Here is a 16,499-nt window from a genome sequence, read left to right on the forward strand (position 1 = left end):
GGAGGAGTGCCTGAGCGCGGACTGCCTGGATGAGGAACTTTCGGGCATAATCCTAAGTGTGTTATCGAAAATTATTGGCGTCATCGGCGAGTTGCTCTTGACCGCTGGAGTGATGGTGGCGCTCTTCGCCTTTTATCTGCTGTACTGGTCTGGTCTTGAAACCGGGAAAGCTCAGCAGCAGGCTCGTGATGAGCTGCAGCAGGCATGGTCCGCACCGGCATCGGCCTCAGCTCAGGCGCCAGAAGGCACGGAGCCAGCTGTTGAGGGCTCTTGGGTGCCTGGCTCTGCGGTGGCGATGATTTCCGCTCCAAAGGCCGGTTTTAGCGATTTGGTCGTATTCGAAGGTGTCTCTCAGGAAGTTTTGCGCGGTGGCCCCGGCCATTATCCGAGCACAGCCCTTCCGGGGCAGGTGGGCAACAGTTCTTATGCCGCCCATCGTGACGGCCACGGAGCTCCCTTTGACAACATTGACCGCCTGCAGACGTGCGATGACATCACTGTAGAGACGCGTGATGCTATTTACCGCTACAAGGTATTACCGGTCGACGGTATGGCTGGCGCAGGGGAAAGCTTCGACTGCGTGCCAGAAGGAACTAACGTCCCCGAGATTCCCGGCCAGCACATTGTCACTCCAGACCGCGCCGATGTCCTCAATCCGGTCGGTAACGCGACTCTACTTACGCTGACTACCTGCCATCCGCAGTGGGACAACACTCATCGGCTCATTATTCACGCGGTTCTCGCCGGTGTTGAGACCAAGGAGGTCAACTAGATGTACGCAGCTTTTTGGCGATCCCTGCCGGGTCCGTGGTGGGTGAAAGCGACCATCACCATCGTGATTGCCGTCATCGTGTTCCTGCTGTTGATGAATTACATCTTTCCTTGGGTTGCTGAGCTAATTCCCTCAAATGATGTCTCACTCTAGTTATGCTGGTAGGCATGACTGCTCAAACGAACGAAACTGCTAACACCAATCAACAGGGCATTGCCGAGGATTCGGCTCTTAGTCCGGAGCGTGCTGCTGAGCGCGCCGAGGTTTTAGATAAGGCACAGCGTGCCAAGGCTGTCGCGGGAGAGCTGGCTCGCTTTACGTCGGCACGCAAGAACGAGCTCCTGCTGGCCGCAGCAGATGCGCTGGTCGCCCGTACTGAAGAGATTCTGGTAGCCAACGCCAAGGACATCGAGGCCGGTAAGGCCCGTGGTTTTAGTGACTCCCTGCTGGATCGCCTGCGTCTTGACGCCGATCGTGTTGAGGGTATTGCCGGTGGGCTGCGCCAGGTTGCGGCCCTGCCGGATCCGGTAGGCGAGGTGCTGCGGGGCAGCACTCTTCCCAACGGCATTAAGCTTTCCCAGGTCAGCGTTCCGCTGGGCGTGATGGGCATGGTCTACGAGGCTCGCCCGAACGTTACTGTCGATGCCTTTGGTCTGGCGCTGAAGTCGGGCAACGTGGCCTTGCTGCGTGGCTCCAAGTCCGCCGTCCACTCCAACACGCAGCTGGTCGCGGTTTTGCGTGAGGTGCTGGCCAACCACGATGCACCGGAGGACCTTGTTCAGCTGCTGCCGTGTGAGACCCACGATTCCGTGCAAGATCTCATAACTGCCCGCGGCCTGGTTGACGTAGTGATTCCGCGCGGCGGTGCCGGTCTGATTGAGGCCGTCGTGACGAAGGCAACGGTGCCGACCATTGAGACCGGTACCGGTAACTGCCACATCTACATCGATGCTTCCGCCGATATCGACGAAGCGATTGCGCTGATGATTAACGGCAAGACCCGCCGTCCGAGCGTCTGTAACGCCACTGAAACGGTTCTCATTGACTCGTCGCTGTCCGCGCAGGATCAGGTCTGCATTTTGGACGCGCTTGCCGACGCGGGCATTGCGGTCCACGGCGATGTCGATAATCTGGCGGCCTCTGGGTGGACCGGTGAGGTCATTCCTGCGACGGCGGAAGACTGGTCGGATGAGTACCTCTCGCTAGACATTGCAGCGCGCATCGTCGACGGTGTGGTGGCCGCGACGGATCACATCACTGAGTACTCCTCGGGCCACACGGAAGCTATCTCTGCACGTGACTGGGGCGTGTGCCAGGAGTTCGTCGACCGTGTTGATGCTGCTGCCGTCAGCGTCAATGCCTCCACTGCATTCACCGATGGTGAGCAGTACGGTTTCGGCGCAGAGATTGGTATTTCCACTCAGAAACTGCACGCCCGTGGGCCCATGGGGCTGCCGGAGCTGACCAGCAGCAAGTGGGTTCTGGCTGGTCGTGGACAGACTCGTCCGTAGTGCCCAGGTAAAGTGCCAGTCATGATTAAGCGCAAGAAAAGTGTGCGGTCGCGAGTACACGCCGCGTTGACAGCGAAGTCGGCGGAAGCGCCCCGGCAGCGCATTGGCGTAATGGGTGGCACTTTTGACCCCATTCACAATGGTCACCTGGTTGCCGCCAGCGAGGTGGCAGACCGTTTTGACCTCGACTTTGTGCTTTTCGTGCCCACGGGTGAACCGTGGCAAAAGCGCGGCCGGAAGGTCTCTCACAGCGAAGACCGCTACCTGATGACGGTCATTGCCACTGCGTCGAACCCGCAGTTTTCGGTCTCGCGGGTTGATATTGATCGGCCGGGTGCGACCTATACCGTCGATACGCTGCGGGATTTGAAGGTCATCTATCCCAACGCGGATCTGTTCTTCATTACCGGTGCCGATGCGCTGCAGAAGATTATGACGTGGCGGGACTGGGAGGAGATGTTCGACGCAGCAACGTTCGTCGGTGTCACTCGTCCAGGGGTTCACCTGCGGGCAGAGGACCTGGAAGGAATCGACGCTTCACGGTTGCACCTCATCGAGATTCCCGCCATGGCTATTTCTTCTACCGATTGTCGAAAGCGTGCGGAGGCAGGACGCCCTGTTTGGTACTTGGTGCCGGATGGCGTGGTGCAGTACATCGCTAAGCGGGGTCTGTACCAGTCTGCTGAGGGCACGGTTGGTTCTGTGGGCCCCGCATCGGTGAACTCGACCTCCGAGGATGCGGCATCGGTGGATGCGAAGTCCGATACCGCGGACTGAAAGTTAGCAAAATCCCGCTGAGACGGTAAGTTACAAGTACAAACGCTGTTTTTCACGACTTTTAATCACAAGGAGCTGAAGTCTTTCGTGACTGCACAACCACGCGCCATTGAGCTGGCGACCGCCGCGGCGAAGGCCGCCGATAGCAAAAAGGGTGAGGACGTCGTTGTTCTCGATGTCTCTGGCCCGGTGGTGATTACGGACGCATTCGTCCTGGTCAGTGCTGACAATGAGCGTCTGGTTGCCGCAATCGTCGACGAAATTGAGGACGATCTGCGTGACCTCGGCGCAAAGCCGGTTCGCCGCGAAGGTGTCCGTGAGGGACGTTGGGCGCTGCTGGATTACGGCGACATTGTCGTGCATGTCTTCCGCAGTGAAGAACGCGACTTCTACGGCCTGGATCGACTGTGGCGCGATTGCCCGCGCATCGAGGTCGAGGGCATCGAGCAGCCGAGCAACGAGGACGGCGAAGATTCCGCCCGCAATGCTCGTTCTATCGACGAGATTCCGCTGGCTGCCGAAAACCCGGACACGGACGAGTTTTAATTGTGGCGGGCTCACGCGAGGCACATGTTGCCGCTCGACGTCGCCTGATTATGCTGCGGCACGGGCAGACCTCGTATAACGCTACCGGCCGCATTCAGGGACAGCTGGACACGCAGCTTTCCGACGTTGGTCGCGAGCAAGCCCGTACTGCGGCGCAGTACCTGGCGGAGGCTGAACCGCGAATCACAAAAATCGTGTCCTCTGACCTGACCCGGGCAGCCGACACCGCCCGCGCGCTAGCCGAGGCCACCGGTGCAGAGTTGAGTTTTGATAAGCGCCTGCGTGAGACCAACCTCGGTGAATGGCAAGAGCGCACCTACGACGAGATTGACTCCGCGTTTCCCGGTATGCGTGACCACTGGCGCCATAATCTCAACTGGGCTCCCAAGGGCGGCGAGACCCGCTTTGAGGTTTCCAACCGAATGCTGGCGGTCATTGCTGAGCTAGCGGCCAACCCCGATTGGGAGTTGGATACCTTTGTGCTCGTATCCCACGGTGGTGCCATTGCTGCCGCTACCGCAGCCCTGCTGCAGATGCCGCGCGACTACTTCAGCACGTTCAACGGCCTGGGCAACACTGCGTGGGTCGAAATGGAGCAGCGCACGCGCGTCAATGGTGAGACCTCCTGGTACCTGAATGCTTTTAACGCGAAGGTCCGTGAGCGGGAGTCGCAGGTTTCTGATTCTTCAGGAGGCCGCCATGCCCGGTGACGGTCGCGTTCGCATTGTTGTTGATGACACCGCGTGCCTGATGCCCGAGGTTGCCCGCAAGCTCGACATCACCGTGGTTCCCATCGGCCATGACATCAATGAAGACGCCGTCACCACGTCGGCAGTCAGTCCACTGAAGTTGTGCGCCGCATATGCGCGTGCGCTGGAACGCTCCAACAAGGATGGTTCTGACGCTGGCGTTGTCGCCCTGCATCTTGGCAAGGGAATGTCCGCGACCTGGTCTAACGCTGTCACAGCTGCTGGTGCGCTTGACCGTGTGACCGTCATCGATACCGACACAGTCGGAGCCGGAGTCGGTGCCGCTGCCATCGCGGCGGCCAAGGCTGCGAGGGCCGGGGCCAGTCGTGATGAGGTTGCCGATGTTGCTCGTGATGTGCTGCAGCGCTATCGACTCTGGTTGTTCGTACCAAAGCTTGATTCGCTGCGCCGTGGTGGTCGCATCTCCGCGGGCCAAGCGATGCTTTCCACGGCTCTCGCTATCAAGCCCATCGTCGGCATCAAAGATGGCTCACTGGCGCTCGTCGCCAAGTGCCGGACAGAAGCGAAGGTCAAGCAGCGCATGGTGGATTTCGCCACGAAGATGGTGCGGTCCGCGTCATCGGCGAACCGTCCGCCTGCGGTATTGCTGCATCATTCCGACGCGCTTGACGACGTTCACGAGCTCCAGGCCATGCTTGCCGAAGAGCTACCCGACGATACCCGGTTTAGAATCCTCGATTTGCCGGAGTCTCTTACCGCTCATGTCGGACAGGGAGCCTATGCAGTTGGCATGGTCTCCGGTGGCTCGATTGATTCGGATGCCATGGATTTTGAAACAGAGATGGGCGTGACAGCGCTGCTCCACAGTGTGGAGGAGAGTGACGCGCCTGCTGTTGATGCTGAGGCTGCGGACACGGTGGAACACGATTCCGGGAACTTAGTCGATTCCGGTGACTCTGCTGACACGGATGGTTCGGCTGAAAACGCTGGCACCACGGACCCAGGTGAGCCAATCACCGACCAGGCTGCGGTGAAAGTAGTTGAGAATCCGGCTGCCAGTCGCAACCGCAATAAACGAATCCATCGCACAGTCGTGACTAATGAACAGGGAATTCCGCTTTTCACCACGGCGGTTTCTAAATTGCCAACGTGGAGTGAGAATCGCCAAGCAGCTCTGGATAAAGCTGAGCGTCTGGCGAAGGCTATCTCTGATTTGGCGCTGCGCGATAAGTCCGATCCCGAGGGAGCTGTATTTGGCACCGAAGGGGAGAAATCGCGGGAGTCGTCGTCAAGCAACAAGCGTGATGATGACGGCGACGAGAAGAAGAAGTAGTTGCTGAACTGCGAAGATGATGTGGCCTGTGGATAACCCCCACAGGCCAATTTTTATCCACAGATGGCGCCTCGATGAGTGCTTTCGTCGAGGTGGCATGTGGGGCGGGGCGCTAGTGTGCGCATCGTGACGAATTTGCGGAATCGGCTGGCGGACTATCTGGAACCGATTGATCAAGACAAGCGCATGGCGGTGGACTTTTCCACGCGCCGGGCGGTGGTGACGCCGCGGGTGGCGATGGCTGCGTGCATTGTGATTGCGGTGTTGGCCTTGGGAGTAATCGCTGCGGTGGTGTGGCCGTCGACGCCGCAGGTGGAGATGCCTGCGGTGCAGGACGCGGCTGTCGCGGGGACGACACCGGAGACGACCGAAACCCCAGCGGAGACGCCAGCCGGTGCGGGAAAGGAGACTAACGCTCAGGCACAGATGGGGCCGTTGATTGTGTCGGTGGTGGGATTGGTTGTGAATCCAGGCGTGGTGGAGGTGCCAGTGGGTGCGCGGGTGGTGGAGGCAATTGAGCGTGCGGGTGGGCTTTTGCCGGAGGCTAATCCTGCCAGCGTGAACCTGGCGGCACCGTTGGTAGATGGTCAACAGATTGTGGTTGGGACAGAGGCGCTGCCAGCAGGGACGGCGGAGGGCGGTTCCGATGTTTCTGGCGGTTCTGGCGCCGGTGCTGCAGGCGGGGCTGGCCCGGGTGGCTCTGACGGAAAGATCAACATCAACACCGCCACTGCTACGCAGCTGGAGGAATTGCCCGGAATTGGACCCGCAACGGCGACCAAAATCATCGACTTTCGTGAAAAGAACGGGCCTTTTGCGAGTATCGACGCACTTGAGGAGGTTCCGGGAATCGGCCCGGCTAAGGTAGAGGCTCTGCGCGATGCCGCCACCGTCTGACCTGCGCGCTCGTGCTGGGCTCGACGTGCGGCTAGTGCCAGCAGCGGTGTTGGCGTGGGCGACTGCGGTGGCAGTGATCATGCGCCCAGAATGGGCGATAGTTGTGGCACCAACCGCAATCGTGACTGCGGTGGTGTTGCCGTGGGCGTGGCAGCGTTGGTCGTGGCGATGGGGAAGAGGTGCGGTGACCTCCGGCTGGCGAGCAATCGTCACTATCGTGGTGCCAGCTGTGGCGGTGGCCAGTGTTGCGGTGGCCACGCGAATCCGCATAGCGCAAGCCCGAGCCCACGAGCTCTATGACGACATTGGCGGGATGTCGAAAGTGCAATTGCGCCTCGTCACCGAGCCGAAAGCTACCGAGTTCGGGGCCAGCGCGAAGGCCCGCATCGAGGGCCTTCCGGGGCAGGTGTCGGTTTTCGGAGACGAGCAACTGTTGGCGGTCACGAGAGACGCCGTAGTTGAATCCACAGCCGGTATACGTGTGGCCAGCAAACCCTGCATTAGTGGTATCCAGCTGAATCTGCGCGGCGATATTGAGGTCATCGCGCCACCGCAGGGGCTGGCAGCTCAGGTGCGCCAGCAGCTCTTTGACTCGGCGCAGAATCTTCCCGTTGGTCCCGACCGCCTGATTCCCGCCATGGCCATCGGCGATGAGCGCGGCTTTAGCCTCAACGACGGCGACATGATGACTGCCTCTGGGCTTTCACATCTATCAGCAGTCTCTGGAGCGAACGTTGCGCTTGTTATCGGGGCTGTTGTAACCGTGTTCTCGTGGGCTGGGCCGCGGGTGCGGGTCGCAGTCGCCGCACTTGCCCTGTACGGCTTCGTGGCAATTGTGGGCACAGAACCGTCAGTGCTACGCGCAGTGGTCACCGGTTGCATTGGGCTGTTGGCGATTCTCGTAGGACGAGCTGGCCAAGCCATCGCGGCGCTATCGGCTGGCATTATTGGGTTGATTCTCCTGGCACCAGACCTATCGGTATCAGTGGGCTTCGCCCTGTCGGTCGCAGCCACCGCTGGGTTAGTCCTTCTTGCCGAGCCCCTTGCCAGACGCCTGTCCGCCACCACCGTTATGGGTACCTGGCCCGCCCCAGTAGTCCGCGCCGTCGCCGTATCGATTGCCGCACACGTGGTCACCATGCCCGTATTGGCGCTTCTCATCGGCGAAATTAGTCACGTCTCACTGCTCGCCAATCTCCTCGCCGCGCCCGCCGTCGCACCGGTTACTATCGCTGGTTCGCTCGCTGCCGTTGCCGCCGCACTGCATCTCAATTGGCTGGTCAGTGCGCTGCTCTGGTGCGCCGCGCCGTGCGCATGGTGGATTCATCAGGTCGCACGCCTCGCTGCGGGAATCGTCGCGCCCGCCACTGGGACGGTCACGTTGGTCATCTCCTGCACGCTCACGTTCGCATGCTTGACGGCGCTCTGGGCGTGGCCCCGTCTTGCGCTCCGCGCTGGGGCCTTCGCTGCTGTCTTGGCAGCCGGTAGTTACGCGGTTATTTGGGTGTTCGGGCTGGACATTGCGCGTGCCCCACAGGGGTGGAAGGTTGCGGCCTGTGCGGAGAAGACCCAGATTGTTCTCATTCACGCGGAGGCTGTCGGAGAACCCGCCAACCATGTGGCATCGGTTGGTTACCCTGCACCGACCTCGCTCAGCCGGCAGTGCCGAATTGCACTCGGACTCACCGAGGAAGAGGCGGGGTACGTCCAGGTGCTCGATGACACCACCAACAACCCCACGACAGAAACCGTGGCGGTGGAGTCCCCGTCGTACATCGCTGAATCCGTGAGCGGCCAACCGTCCCAATCAGGCCGCTCACCCCAGTGGTTTATCGCTCGCGAGTGTGGTCCGCGCGTGCGAGAAACCGTAATGACACCCGAGCAGATTCCTGTGGTGTGCCCGCAGCGAGATGGGCCGCAAGCCCTGTATTCCAATGGTGAAGTCTGGCGAGGAAGGTGAAATCCGGGCTGTCCCGTAGGCTAGAAACAACAGTCGCAGGAATTAACGCGGAAAAGAGGTCGGGATTGAGCGCCGTCGCACCCGTGAATTTGATTGTGGGCAAAGAGGAGCTGCTGAAAGACCGCGCCCGCCTCGCCATTGTCGCTGCCGTCCGCGCGCAGGCAGCAACGGAGTCCGATCCGGGTGGACGCTCGGTGCCTGTGACCACCATCCGCGCAGGGGACATGACCACTGTCGATGCCGTGGAGCTCTTCAGCCCTTCGTTGTTTGGAGATGACCGGATCGTGGTTGTCACCGACTGCCAAGACGCCGGCAAAGAGCCTGCCAAGCTGTTGATGGATTCGGTTAAGGATCCCGCGCCGGGCATCACGTTGATTCTCCTTCACAGCGGTGAGGGGCGTCAGAAAAAGATGGTCGCTGACCTGCGCAAGTTGGGGGTCCGCTTTTTCGAAGCTCAACCGCTCAAGCGAAACGACTTGCCCGGTTTTGTTGGCGAAGAGTTCGCCTCACACGGGGTTAAGGTGCGTCGCGACGTCATCGATACCGTCCTGGATGCGGTCGGTTCAGACCTCCGCGAGCTGGCCACCGCCATTTCCCAGCTGTGTGCGGATACCGCGGGCAAGGTCACCTCGGAAGCAGTGCGCACCTACTACGGTGCTTCGGCGGAGGTTTCGGGCTTTGAGATTGCCGAGCTCGCACTGCGCGGCCGGGGTGGGGAAGCGTTGGCGAAGATGCGCCGTGCTTTGCAGCTGGGAATGGCACCGGCACTGCTGTCGGCTGCAATCACGGGAATGGTCGGTGATGTAGCTCGGCTCCACGGCGCACGTGGCGTTAATGCTCGCAGGGATGCCCACCGCTATGGCATGCCGCCGTGGAAGTTGGAGAAAACTCAGCGGTTGGCTTCGGCCTGGTCAACTCCGGCGGTCGCTCGCGCTGTGGTTGTTGCGGCACAGCTGGATGCGGACACCAAGGGAGCCTCATCGACGCCGGAACTATCGCTGGAACAGTCGGTGCTTCGTATCGCGGAGCTGGCCCATTCGTCCCATAGGCGTTAAGCCTTGAGAGGCCGTGGCGAAAACCAGCGATTTTCCGCTATGCGAGTTCGAAGGACGAGGCCGCAGGGTTAGACAGCGTGTCCTGAACCGGGCAGTGGGATTCAACAAAGCCGAGGAATGCGACCAGTTCCTCCCTCGTGTTGTCTGCATCAATGTGGAAGCGGGTGTGAATCTCGGAGAAACCGATCTTTGCTTCCGGGTTTTTCCCCATGAAACCGTCTGGATCGAGCACACCGGAGCACTCAACCTTGACATCGTTGAGCTTGATGCCGTGGGCAGCGGCGAATGAGCGGACAACGATGCACTTGCAGGCGCCGAGGGCTCCGAGCAGCGCCTCGACCGGGTTCATGCCCGCGTTGGTTCCCCCGAGGTCAGTAGGCTCGTCCAAAGTGAAGCTCATGTCTCGAGAGGTCACCGTGGTTTCGAGGTTGGTTGGGGCATGCGCGACCGTTGTGAAAGTTGTCTTCGGCATGACGTTCCTTCCTGTAGAAATTGTGCTGGCGTAGTCGATTCTCGTGGATACTCAGATAATGCGCAGCAATTTTAGGGTTAATAGACAAGAAGTCTGTCAGATTCAAGACATTCCAGCAGGTCACGTTATGTAAATCGCGCTTGAATAGGGGCTCGGTTCTGCGAATACGTGTCTGGGCCTGATTCAAACCCGTTTTCCGGTCAATCCACCGGAGTCGCAACCGCATTCGCTGGCCGTGTGTTGGTGGCTGCATGTCGGTGTGCTGGAACCGAAGCGATGGAAATCAACAACCAACAGTGTGGGCGGCGGGGCCCAGGCCCTGCTCAAAGGGCTGCAAATGTGAAACTGTGTGAGTTTATGACACTTTCAAGCCATTTTTCAGGCCATTTTTGTCATAAACGTAGTCAGTAACTCGCATCGCCCCACCGCCGCCAGCCATAAACGCAGTCACTAACTCGCGTTGGGGTTAAATAATAAAAACCGCCTCCCGCCACATCCGAAATGAAATCGGAAAATAGCAGGAAGCGGTTAATTTCACGGCACAAGCGCCACAAGAACGGCACAGCGCCAAAAGGGAATTAGCCCTCCAGCTTGTTGAAAGCCTTAGCCATACCGGACTTCTTGTTAGCCGCAGTGTTGCGGTGGAAGACGCCCTTGGTGACAGCCTTGTCCAGCTTGCGGGAAGCAACGCGCAGCTGAGCCTCAGCAGCAGCCTTGTCGCCAGCCTCAACAGCAGCCTGGAACTTGCGGATCTCAGTGCGGACTGCGGAGCGGATAGCCTGGTTACGCAGGCGAGCCTTCTCGTTGGTCTTGTTGCGCTTGATCTGGGACTTGATGTTTGCCATCGTGAATACCTCTTGTATCCGTAGTAGTTGGAATTGTTACCGCCCGCCACCAAGAAAAGTCCTGATCACAGTGCAAATTTCGGGTCGAACCTCTGCTGGTCAAACTAATTAACCAGCGAGTTAAAACCGCCCACTGCGCTTATACGACGATGAAAACGCGAACCCAAGGTCCTGCCCGCGCTCGCCGCAAAGGAACGCAACGGTAAACAACTTGCAGAATTCTAGCAAACAGCGCTGCCTAATACCAGCCGCTGCCTAACTCCAGCTACTGCCTAATTCCAGCCGTAATCTCCGCGAAGTCGGGCGGCGATGAGCTCAAAGCGCCTACGGGGCATCATCGCACCTGCGCGGCGAATACCCGATTCTGGGATGAGCAAGATACGGTCCATGCGAACCCACGATGGCTTGGGGTCTTCATTCCAGAACCCGCTGCCGATAAACAGCCACTCCGGGTGCTCACTGTGCTCGCTGCGGGTGGAAATCAGCATGCCCAATAGGTACTGGTCATGGCGCCCAACCACGACCACAGCGCGCTCGCGCAGGGCAGCATTTTCACCTTCGAGCTGCAGCGGAATCCATACCACTTCGCCGGGGTCGGCCTGACCATCCATGTCGGGGCTGTAGACGATTGTGCGGGCCAACTCCGCGGTTGGGCGCGCGATGGTCACCGAATCTCGCAGTCGAAGTAGAGCCTCCTTGGACTCGTCGGAAAGCGAGGTGTCCTGAGCGAGCCCAAGTTGCGTGTTGAGCTTAAACAGTGCCTCATCGAGGGTGTCGGGGCCGCGGAACCACTCGGTACCGGCGAAAAGACGCGCGCTGATGCGATTGCGCAGGCGGCGTGGCCAGCTTTCGCGTTCATTTTTATCGGTGGACGAAGTGGAGCTCATGGAATCTAAGTCTAGAGGTTTAGTGCGGAGGGAATCGATAGGTAAGATTGTGCGTGATTGTATTTAAGCCCGGCTGGTCGGTTTTCGAGGCCGGCGCATATGGGTCGGCCAACGCCGCGCCCCAATGCCCATAACGTCTTTATTTTTCGGAGTAGACCCAACGTGACCAAGAATTTTGCGGAGCAGACTTTTACGGACCCCTCACGGATTCGAAATTTCTGCATTATTGCGCACATTGACCACGGTAAGTCCACCCTGGCGGACCGAATTCTGCAGCTCTCGGGCGTTGTTGAAGCACGCGATATGCGCGATCAGTACCTCGACAACATGGATATTGAGCGCGAGCGCGGCATCACCATTAAGGCTCAGAACGTGCGCCTGCCGTGGGTTCCGCGCACCGGCGAGCACGCGGGCGAAGAGATTGTCCTGCATCTGATTGATACGCCTGGTCACGTCGACTTCACCTACGAAGTCTCGCGTGCGCTAGAGGCGTGTGAAGGCGCGATTCTGCTTGTCGACGCTGCTCAGGGCATCGAAGCGCAGACGCTGGCCAACCTGTACCTGGCCATGGAAAACGACCTGGAGATCATTCCGGTTCTGAACAAGATTGACCTGCCGGCCGCGGATCCGGATAAGTACGCGGAGGAAATCGCGCACATCATCGGCTGTGAGCCGGAGGATGTCATGCGTGTGTCGGGCAAGACCGGTGAGGGCGTTGCGGAAATGCTCGACCGAGTCTGTGAGCTCGTCCCGGCACCGGTCGGCGATCCGGAGGCACCTGCTCGTGCGCTGATTTTTGACTCGGTCTACGACACCTACCGTGGTGTGGTCACGTACATCCGTGTTGTTGATGGGCAGCTCAAGCCGCGTGAAGTCATTCAGATGATGTCCACCGGAACTAAGCACGAGCTGTTGGAAATCGGCATCGTCTCGCCGCAGCCGAAGAAGTGTAAGGGCCTCGGCGTCGGCGAGGTCGGTTACCTCATCACCGGTGTGAAGGACGTCCGTCAGTCCAAGGTCGGTGACACCGTCACGCTGAACGCCACACCGGCGGAGGAGCCGCTGGAAGGCTACGCAGAGCCAAAGCCGATGGTCTACTCCGGTCTGTTCCCAATCTCTCAGCAGGACTATCCTGACCTGCGTGATGCGTTGGAAAAGCTCCAGCTTAACGACGCTTCGTTGACATTCGAACCTGAGACTTCGGTGGCCCTCGGATTCGGTTTCCGCGGGGGCTTCCTGGGCCTGTTGCACATGGAGATCACCCGCGCCCGACTGGAGCGCGAGTTCGACCTGGATCTCATTTCGACGGCCCCGAACGTTGTCTACCGCGTGGTCACTGAGGATGGCACCGAGGTCACTGTTCACAATCCGAGTGACTGGCCGGAGGGGAAGCTCCGCGAGATTTACGAGCCGATGGTTAAGTGCACCATCGTCGTGCCAAGCGAGTTCGTTGGCCCCACCATGGAGCTGTGCCAGCAGAAGCGCGGTGAGATGGGTGGTATGGACTACCTGTCTGAGGACCGCGTGGAACTGCGCTACAAGATGCCGCTGGGCGAGATTATCTTCGACTTCTTCGACATGCTGAAGTCCCGCACCAGGGGTTATGCTTCGCTGAACTACGAAGACGCCGGCGAGCAGATTGCGGATCTGGTCAAGGTGGACATCCTCTTGCAGGGCGAGGCCGTCGATGCGTTCTCCGCTATCGTCCACCGCGACAACGCGCAGTGGTACGGCAACAAGATGACCAAGAAGCTGCGTGAGCTAATCCCTCGCCAGCAGTTCGAGGTCCCAGTTCAGGCCGCAATCGGTTCGAAGATTATCGCCCGCGAGAACATCCGTGCACTGCGCAAGGACGTCCTTGCTAAGTGCTACGGCGGTGACATCTCCCGTAAGCGCAAGCTGCTGGAGAAGCAGAAGGCCGGTAAGAAGCGCATGAAGAACATCGGTTCGGTCTCGGTGCCGCAGGAGGCATTCGTGGCTGCGCTGTCCACCGATGAGGGCGGTAAGTAAAGGGGAAACTGCATGCCACGGAAGCGGAAGAAACTGGTCGAGGACTTCGAAGAGCTGCTCGAAGCCGGTGACATGGATGCGCTGAAGGCCGTCTATGACGCTTGCGCACTCAACGCAGTTTTCGGATACAGCAAGGACACTGCACTAGCGCTCCGTGGCACCCCGCCGGAGCTCATGCGCTGGCTAATCGACCAGGGAATCGACGTCAACACCGAGAACCGCTTCGGTAAAACCGCCCTGGCAGAGCACGCAAGCCGGGGCGATACCGACAAGATGAAAGTCCTGCTCGAATGCGGTGCTGACATCGAAGCTGGCAAACACTGGCCTCTATTCCAGGCAGCGAAGAGCCATCAGCCCAAGGCCATTGCGTTGCTGTTGGAAAATGGCGCTGACCTTCACCGCGAGAACCGCCTCGGTCACGGCCGGACAGCGTTCAAAGAGGCCGTCGCTACCGCCGATATCGATTCCCTCAGTCGAGTCCTAGCGAGTATCGAGGTGCTCCTGGACGCGGGTTCGGAAATCGACGACGAAGCTCGCGAAGAGTTCACTAAGTTCGGTCGCCGCTACAACCGCCTGTCAGACAAGCAGCGCGACAAGTACCAGCCAGTCATGGATCGACTATATGAGCGCATCGGTGCTGACCGCCCGCAGGAAATCACGCCTCACGACGGCCACAGCGACATTATTGTCCCCGCAGACAAGTCGATCAACGGCCAGTTCCGATACCTCTGGAACTACCTGGTGCCGGGTGGTGGCCCAGCCGCGACTGTGCAGGGCGAAGTTATCCGCATCGTGGGCCGGCTCGGGTACGAAGCGCTGGAGATGGGCTACGTCAACTGGGACGAAGACTATGCCAAGATGATCGACTTCTGGCTGGAGACGGTTGGGGCCGCCGAGGATGCCATGGCCGTCGTAAAGCAGCGCAAAGCTGGTGAGGCGGACATTGATGCGCTGACGGAGGCGACAATCGAGTGGGTTACAGAGCACCCGCAGCCGATTGCGTTGGGCGAGGTCCCGTACCGGCGCTAACTCCCAAGAAGCTAACCCCGGTTTGGTGTTAAAAATCTGTTAATGGTTAGCCACTGCATCAATCGGTAGTGTCAGCTGATATCTTTGATGGGTGGAATCCGTATACCTAACAGCAATACTGTTTTCGATTATCGGCGGACTCGGTGCGTCGTTGCTTCGGCTGCCGCCGCTGATTGGTTTCCTTGGGGCCGGTTTTGCCGTTCATGCAATGGGGCTTGAGGAAATCCCGTTCATTGATTCGCTGGCCGAGCTTGGTGTTACCACCTTGCTGTTCACAATCGGTCTGAAGCTAAATCCGAAGGATATCGTGGCGCCACGAGTGGTCTTTTCGGGGCTTGGCCACGCGTTTTTAAACACGGTAGTTTTTGCCGTGCTGTTCGGTGTCGCCAGTTTCTTGCCGCTGCGTGAGCTCACGGGACTGTCGGTGACCGCGCTAATTTACATCGGCATCGCGACTTCATTTTCGTCGACGGTGTTTGTGATGAGCCACTTGGAGGAGCAGAACCGCGGTGCTTCGGCCATCGGACGTATCGCGATTGGTGTACTCATTCTGCAGGACATCATTGCGGTCGGCGTGCTGGTGGCATCGTCGGGTAAGACCCCGGAGCTGTGGGCGCTGGCGCTGCCACTATTGTTCTTCATTCGCCCGCTGGCGGCGCGGCTTCCCAACCGCATGTTCCGCACTGAGCTGCTGGTTCTCACCGGTATTGGTATTGCAGTGGCTTCTTACTCGGCTTTCGAACTGGCAGGGCTCTCTGGCTCGCTGGGGTCCCTGGTCGCCGGTATTCTGCTGTCTTCGCACCCAATTTCTGACCGTCTGTCGGAAGCACTGATTAGTATTCGTGAGCTACTGCTGGTCGCGTTCTTTATCGAGATTGGTCTCGGTGGTCTGCCAAGCGCGGGCGGCTACGTCATCGCTGCGATTATGGTGCTGTTCCTGGTGCTCAAGGCCACTATCTTCATCTGGATTCTCAAGCGCATGGGACTGTCGCTGCGCACGAGTGCGCTGGCGGGGCTGACGTTGAGTAACTACTCGGAGTTCGGCCTAATTGTGATGGCGGCGGCGACGCAACAGGACATTCTGCCGGAAGAATGGACCTCGATTATGGCAGTCGCCGTGGCGGGTAGCTTCATTGCCAGCTCGCTGATGGCCCCGCACGAAGACAAGATTGTCAGCTTCCTGCAGAAGTTCGTCCCAGAAACCCCAGAGGACCGCCTGGTGCCAGAAGAGGCAAAGGTCATTATTGATAGCGCCGATGCTCTCATCATGGGTATGGGGCGAGTCGGCGTTGGTGTCTACGGCAGGTTGGTCAACGAGTACGGCATGAACGTCTTCGGTGTTGATTTCGACGAGGATCGCATCGAAGAGCTGCGCGAGCAGGGCTACCAGGTCATCCCAGGCGATGTGACAGACCCAGAGCTCTGGCACCACATCGAGCTGGAGAAGAAACCAGCGCTGTACGTGTTGGCGCTGTCTGAGCACGCTGAGACCTACGCGATGATTCAGAACATCCGTAAGCAGGACACCGAAGCCGTGGTTGCTACCACCACTAAGGTGCAGAGGTTTAAGGATCAGCTTCTCAACGTTGGTGCCGACATGGCCGTCTACCTTTATGACGGTGCTGGCGAGGAGCTTGCCGACCGCGCAGTGGAAACACTTCAGCAGCGTTCGTAGTCGGATCCGTGACCCCGTGA

General features: G+C 59.3%; 16 protein-coding genes. 13 read left to right on the top strand and 3 right to left on the bottom strand.

The features are described 5' to 3' along the window. Positions 1-58 precede the first annotated feature (58 nt). The 10 genes from QP982_RS05745 (at position 59) to holA (ending at position 9,561) form a co-directional block, all read left to right on the top strand. Positions 59-772: a class E sortase gene (locus QP982_RS05745; RefSeq protein WP_016422315.1), complete on the top strand. Its 714-nt coding sequence runs from the start codon at positions 59-61 to the stop codon at positions 770-772. Beyond that, positions 773-925, top strand: coding sequence for a hypothetical protein (locus QP982_RS05750; RefSeq protein ID WP_049190848.1), 153 nt, complete (start codon positions 773-775; stop codon positions 923-925). It abuts the gene before it with no gap. A 14-nt stretch (positions 926-939) separates the two neighbouring features. Continuing rightward, positions 940-2,283, top strand: a complete 1,344-nt coding sequence (locus tag QP982_RS05755; RefSeq protein ID WP_284870293.1) for a glutamate-5-semialdehyde dehydrogenase — start codon at positions 940-942, stop codon at positions 2,281-2,283. Between the two features lie 21 nt (positions 2,284-2,304). Next, positions 2,305-3,060, top strand: a complete 756-nt coding sequence (gene nadD, locus QP982_RS05760) for a nicotinate-nucleotide adenylyltransferase (RefSeq protein ID WP_049171017.1) — start codon at positions 2,305-2,307, stop codon at positions 3,058-3,060. 87 nt (positions 3,061-3,147) lie between these two features. Continuing rightward, positions 3,148-3,606: a ribosome silencing factor gene (gene rsfS / locus QP982_RS05765; protein ID WP_005511538.1), complete on the top strand. Its 459-nt coding sequence runs from the start codon at positions 3,148-3,150 to the stop codon at positions 3,604-3,606. Between the two features lie 2 nt (positions 3,607-3,608). After that, positions 3,609-4,316: a histidine phosphatase family protein gene (locus tag QP982_RS05770; RefSeq protein WP_049193921.1), complete on the top strand. Its 708-nt coding sequence runs from the start codon at positions 3,609-3,611 to the stop codon at positions 4,314-4,316. Continuing rightward, the gene (locus tag QP982_RS05775) at positions 4,306-5,649 is read left to right on the top strand and encodes a DegV family protein (protein WP_070439396.1); all 1,344 of its coding nucleotides are present in this window, start codon (positions 4,306-4,308) and stop codon (positions 5,647-5,649) included. Before QP982_RS05770 ends, QP982_RS05775 begins: the two co-directional genes overlap by 11 nt. Before the next feature lie 126 nt (positions 5,650-5,775). Beyond that, a complete protein-coding gene (locus QP982_RS05780) occupies positions 5,776-6,546 on the top strand; it encodes a ComEA family DNA-binding protein (RefSeq protein ID WP_241482456.1) in 771 nt (256 codons plus the stop codon). Beyond that, complete coding sequence (locus QP982_RS05785) at positions 6,530-8,506, top strand: ComEC/Rec2 family competence protein (protein ID WP_284870294.1); 1,977 nt, start codon at positions 6,530-6,532, stop codon at positions 8,504-8,506. Before QP982_RS05780 ends, QP982_RS05785 begins: the two co-directional genes overlap by 17 nt. Further along, positions 8,503-9,561: a DNA polymerase III subunit delta gene (holA, locus tag QP982_RS05790; protein WP_005511539.1), complete on the top strand. Its 1,059-nt coding sequence runs from the start codon at positions 8,503-8,505 to the stop codon at positions 9,559-9,561. The genes QP982_RS05785 and holA overlap by 4 nt, the downstream gene beginning before the upstream one ends. 37 nt (positions 9,562-9,598) lie before the next feature. Here the strand turns inward: holA and QP982_RS05795 are convergent, their stop codons facing one another. The 3 genes from QP982_RS05795 to QP982_RS05805 form a co-directional block, all read right to left on the bottom strand. Further along, the gene (locus tag QP982_RS05795) at positions 9,599-10,033 is read right to left on the bottom strand and encodes an OsmC family protein (RefSeq protein ID WP_049190829.1); all 435 of its coding nucleotides are present in this window, start codon (positions 10,031-10,033) and stop codon (positions 9,599-9,601) included. Between the two features lie 578 nt (positions 10,034-10,611). Next, positions 10,612-10,878, bottom strand: a complete 267-nt coding sequence (gene rpsT, locus QP982_RS05800) for a 30S ribosomal protein S20 (protein WP_016422323.1) — start codon at positions 10,876-10,878, stop codon at positions 10,612-10,614. 272 nt (positions 10,879-11,150) lie between these two features. Beyond that, positions 11,151-11,765, bottom strand: a complete 615-nt coding sequence (locus QP982_RS05805) for a type II toxin-antitoxin system PemK/MazF family toxin (RefSeq protein ID WP_069359618.1) — start codon at positions 11,763-11,765, stop codon at positions 11,151-11,153. 162 nt (positions 11,766-11,927) lie between these two features. Here QP982_RS05805 and lepA point away from each other — a divergent pair, with 162 nt between their 5' ends. The 3 genes from lepA (at position 11,928) to QP982_RS05820 (ending at position 16,479) form a co-directional block, all read left to right on the top strand. Continuing rightward, a complete protein-coding gene (lepA, locus tag QP982_RS05810) occupies positions 11,928-13,775 on the top strand; it encodes a translation elongation factor 4 (protein WP_070429490.1) in 1,848 nt (615 codons plus the stop codon). A gap of 12 nt (positions 13,776-13,787) precedes the next feature. Continuing rightward, entirely contained in the window at positions 13,788-14,804 is a 1,017-nt protein-coding gene (locus QP982_RS05815; protein WP_038628151.1) for an ankyrin repeat domain-containing protein, read from the top strand. Between the two features lie 91 nt (positions 14,805-14,895). After that, positions 14,896-16,479, top strand: coding sequence for a cation:proton antiporter domain-containing protein (locus QP982_RS05820; RefSeq protein ID WP_284870295.1), 1,584 nt, complete (start codon positions 14,896-14,898; stop codon positions 16,477-16,479). Positions 16,480-16,499: the final 20 nt, after the last annotated feature.

Source organism: Corynebacterium sp. MSK019 (assembly GCF_030232425.1).
In the GTDB taxonomy this organism is placed as follows: domain Bacteria; phylum Actinomycetota; class Actinomycetes; order Mycobacteriales; family Mycobacteriaceae; genus Corynebacterium; species Corynebacterium jeikeium_D.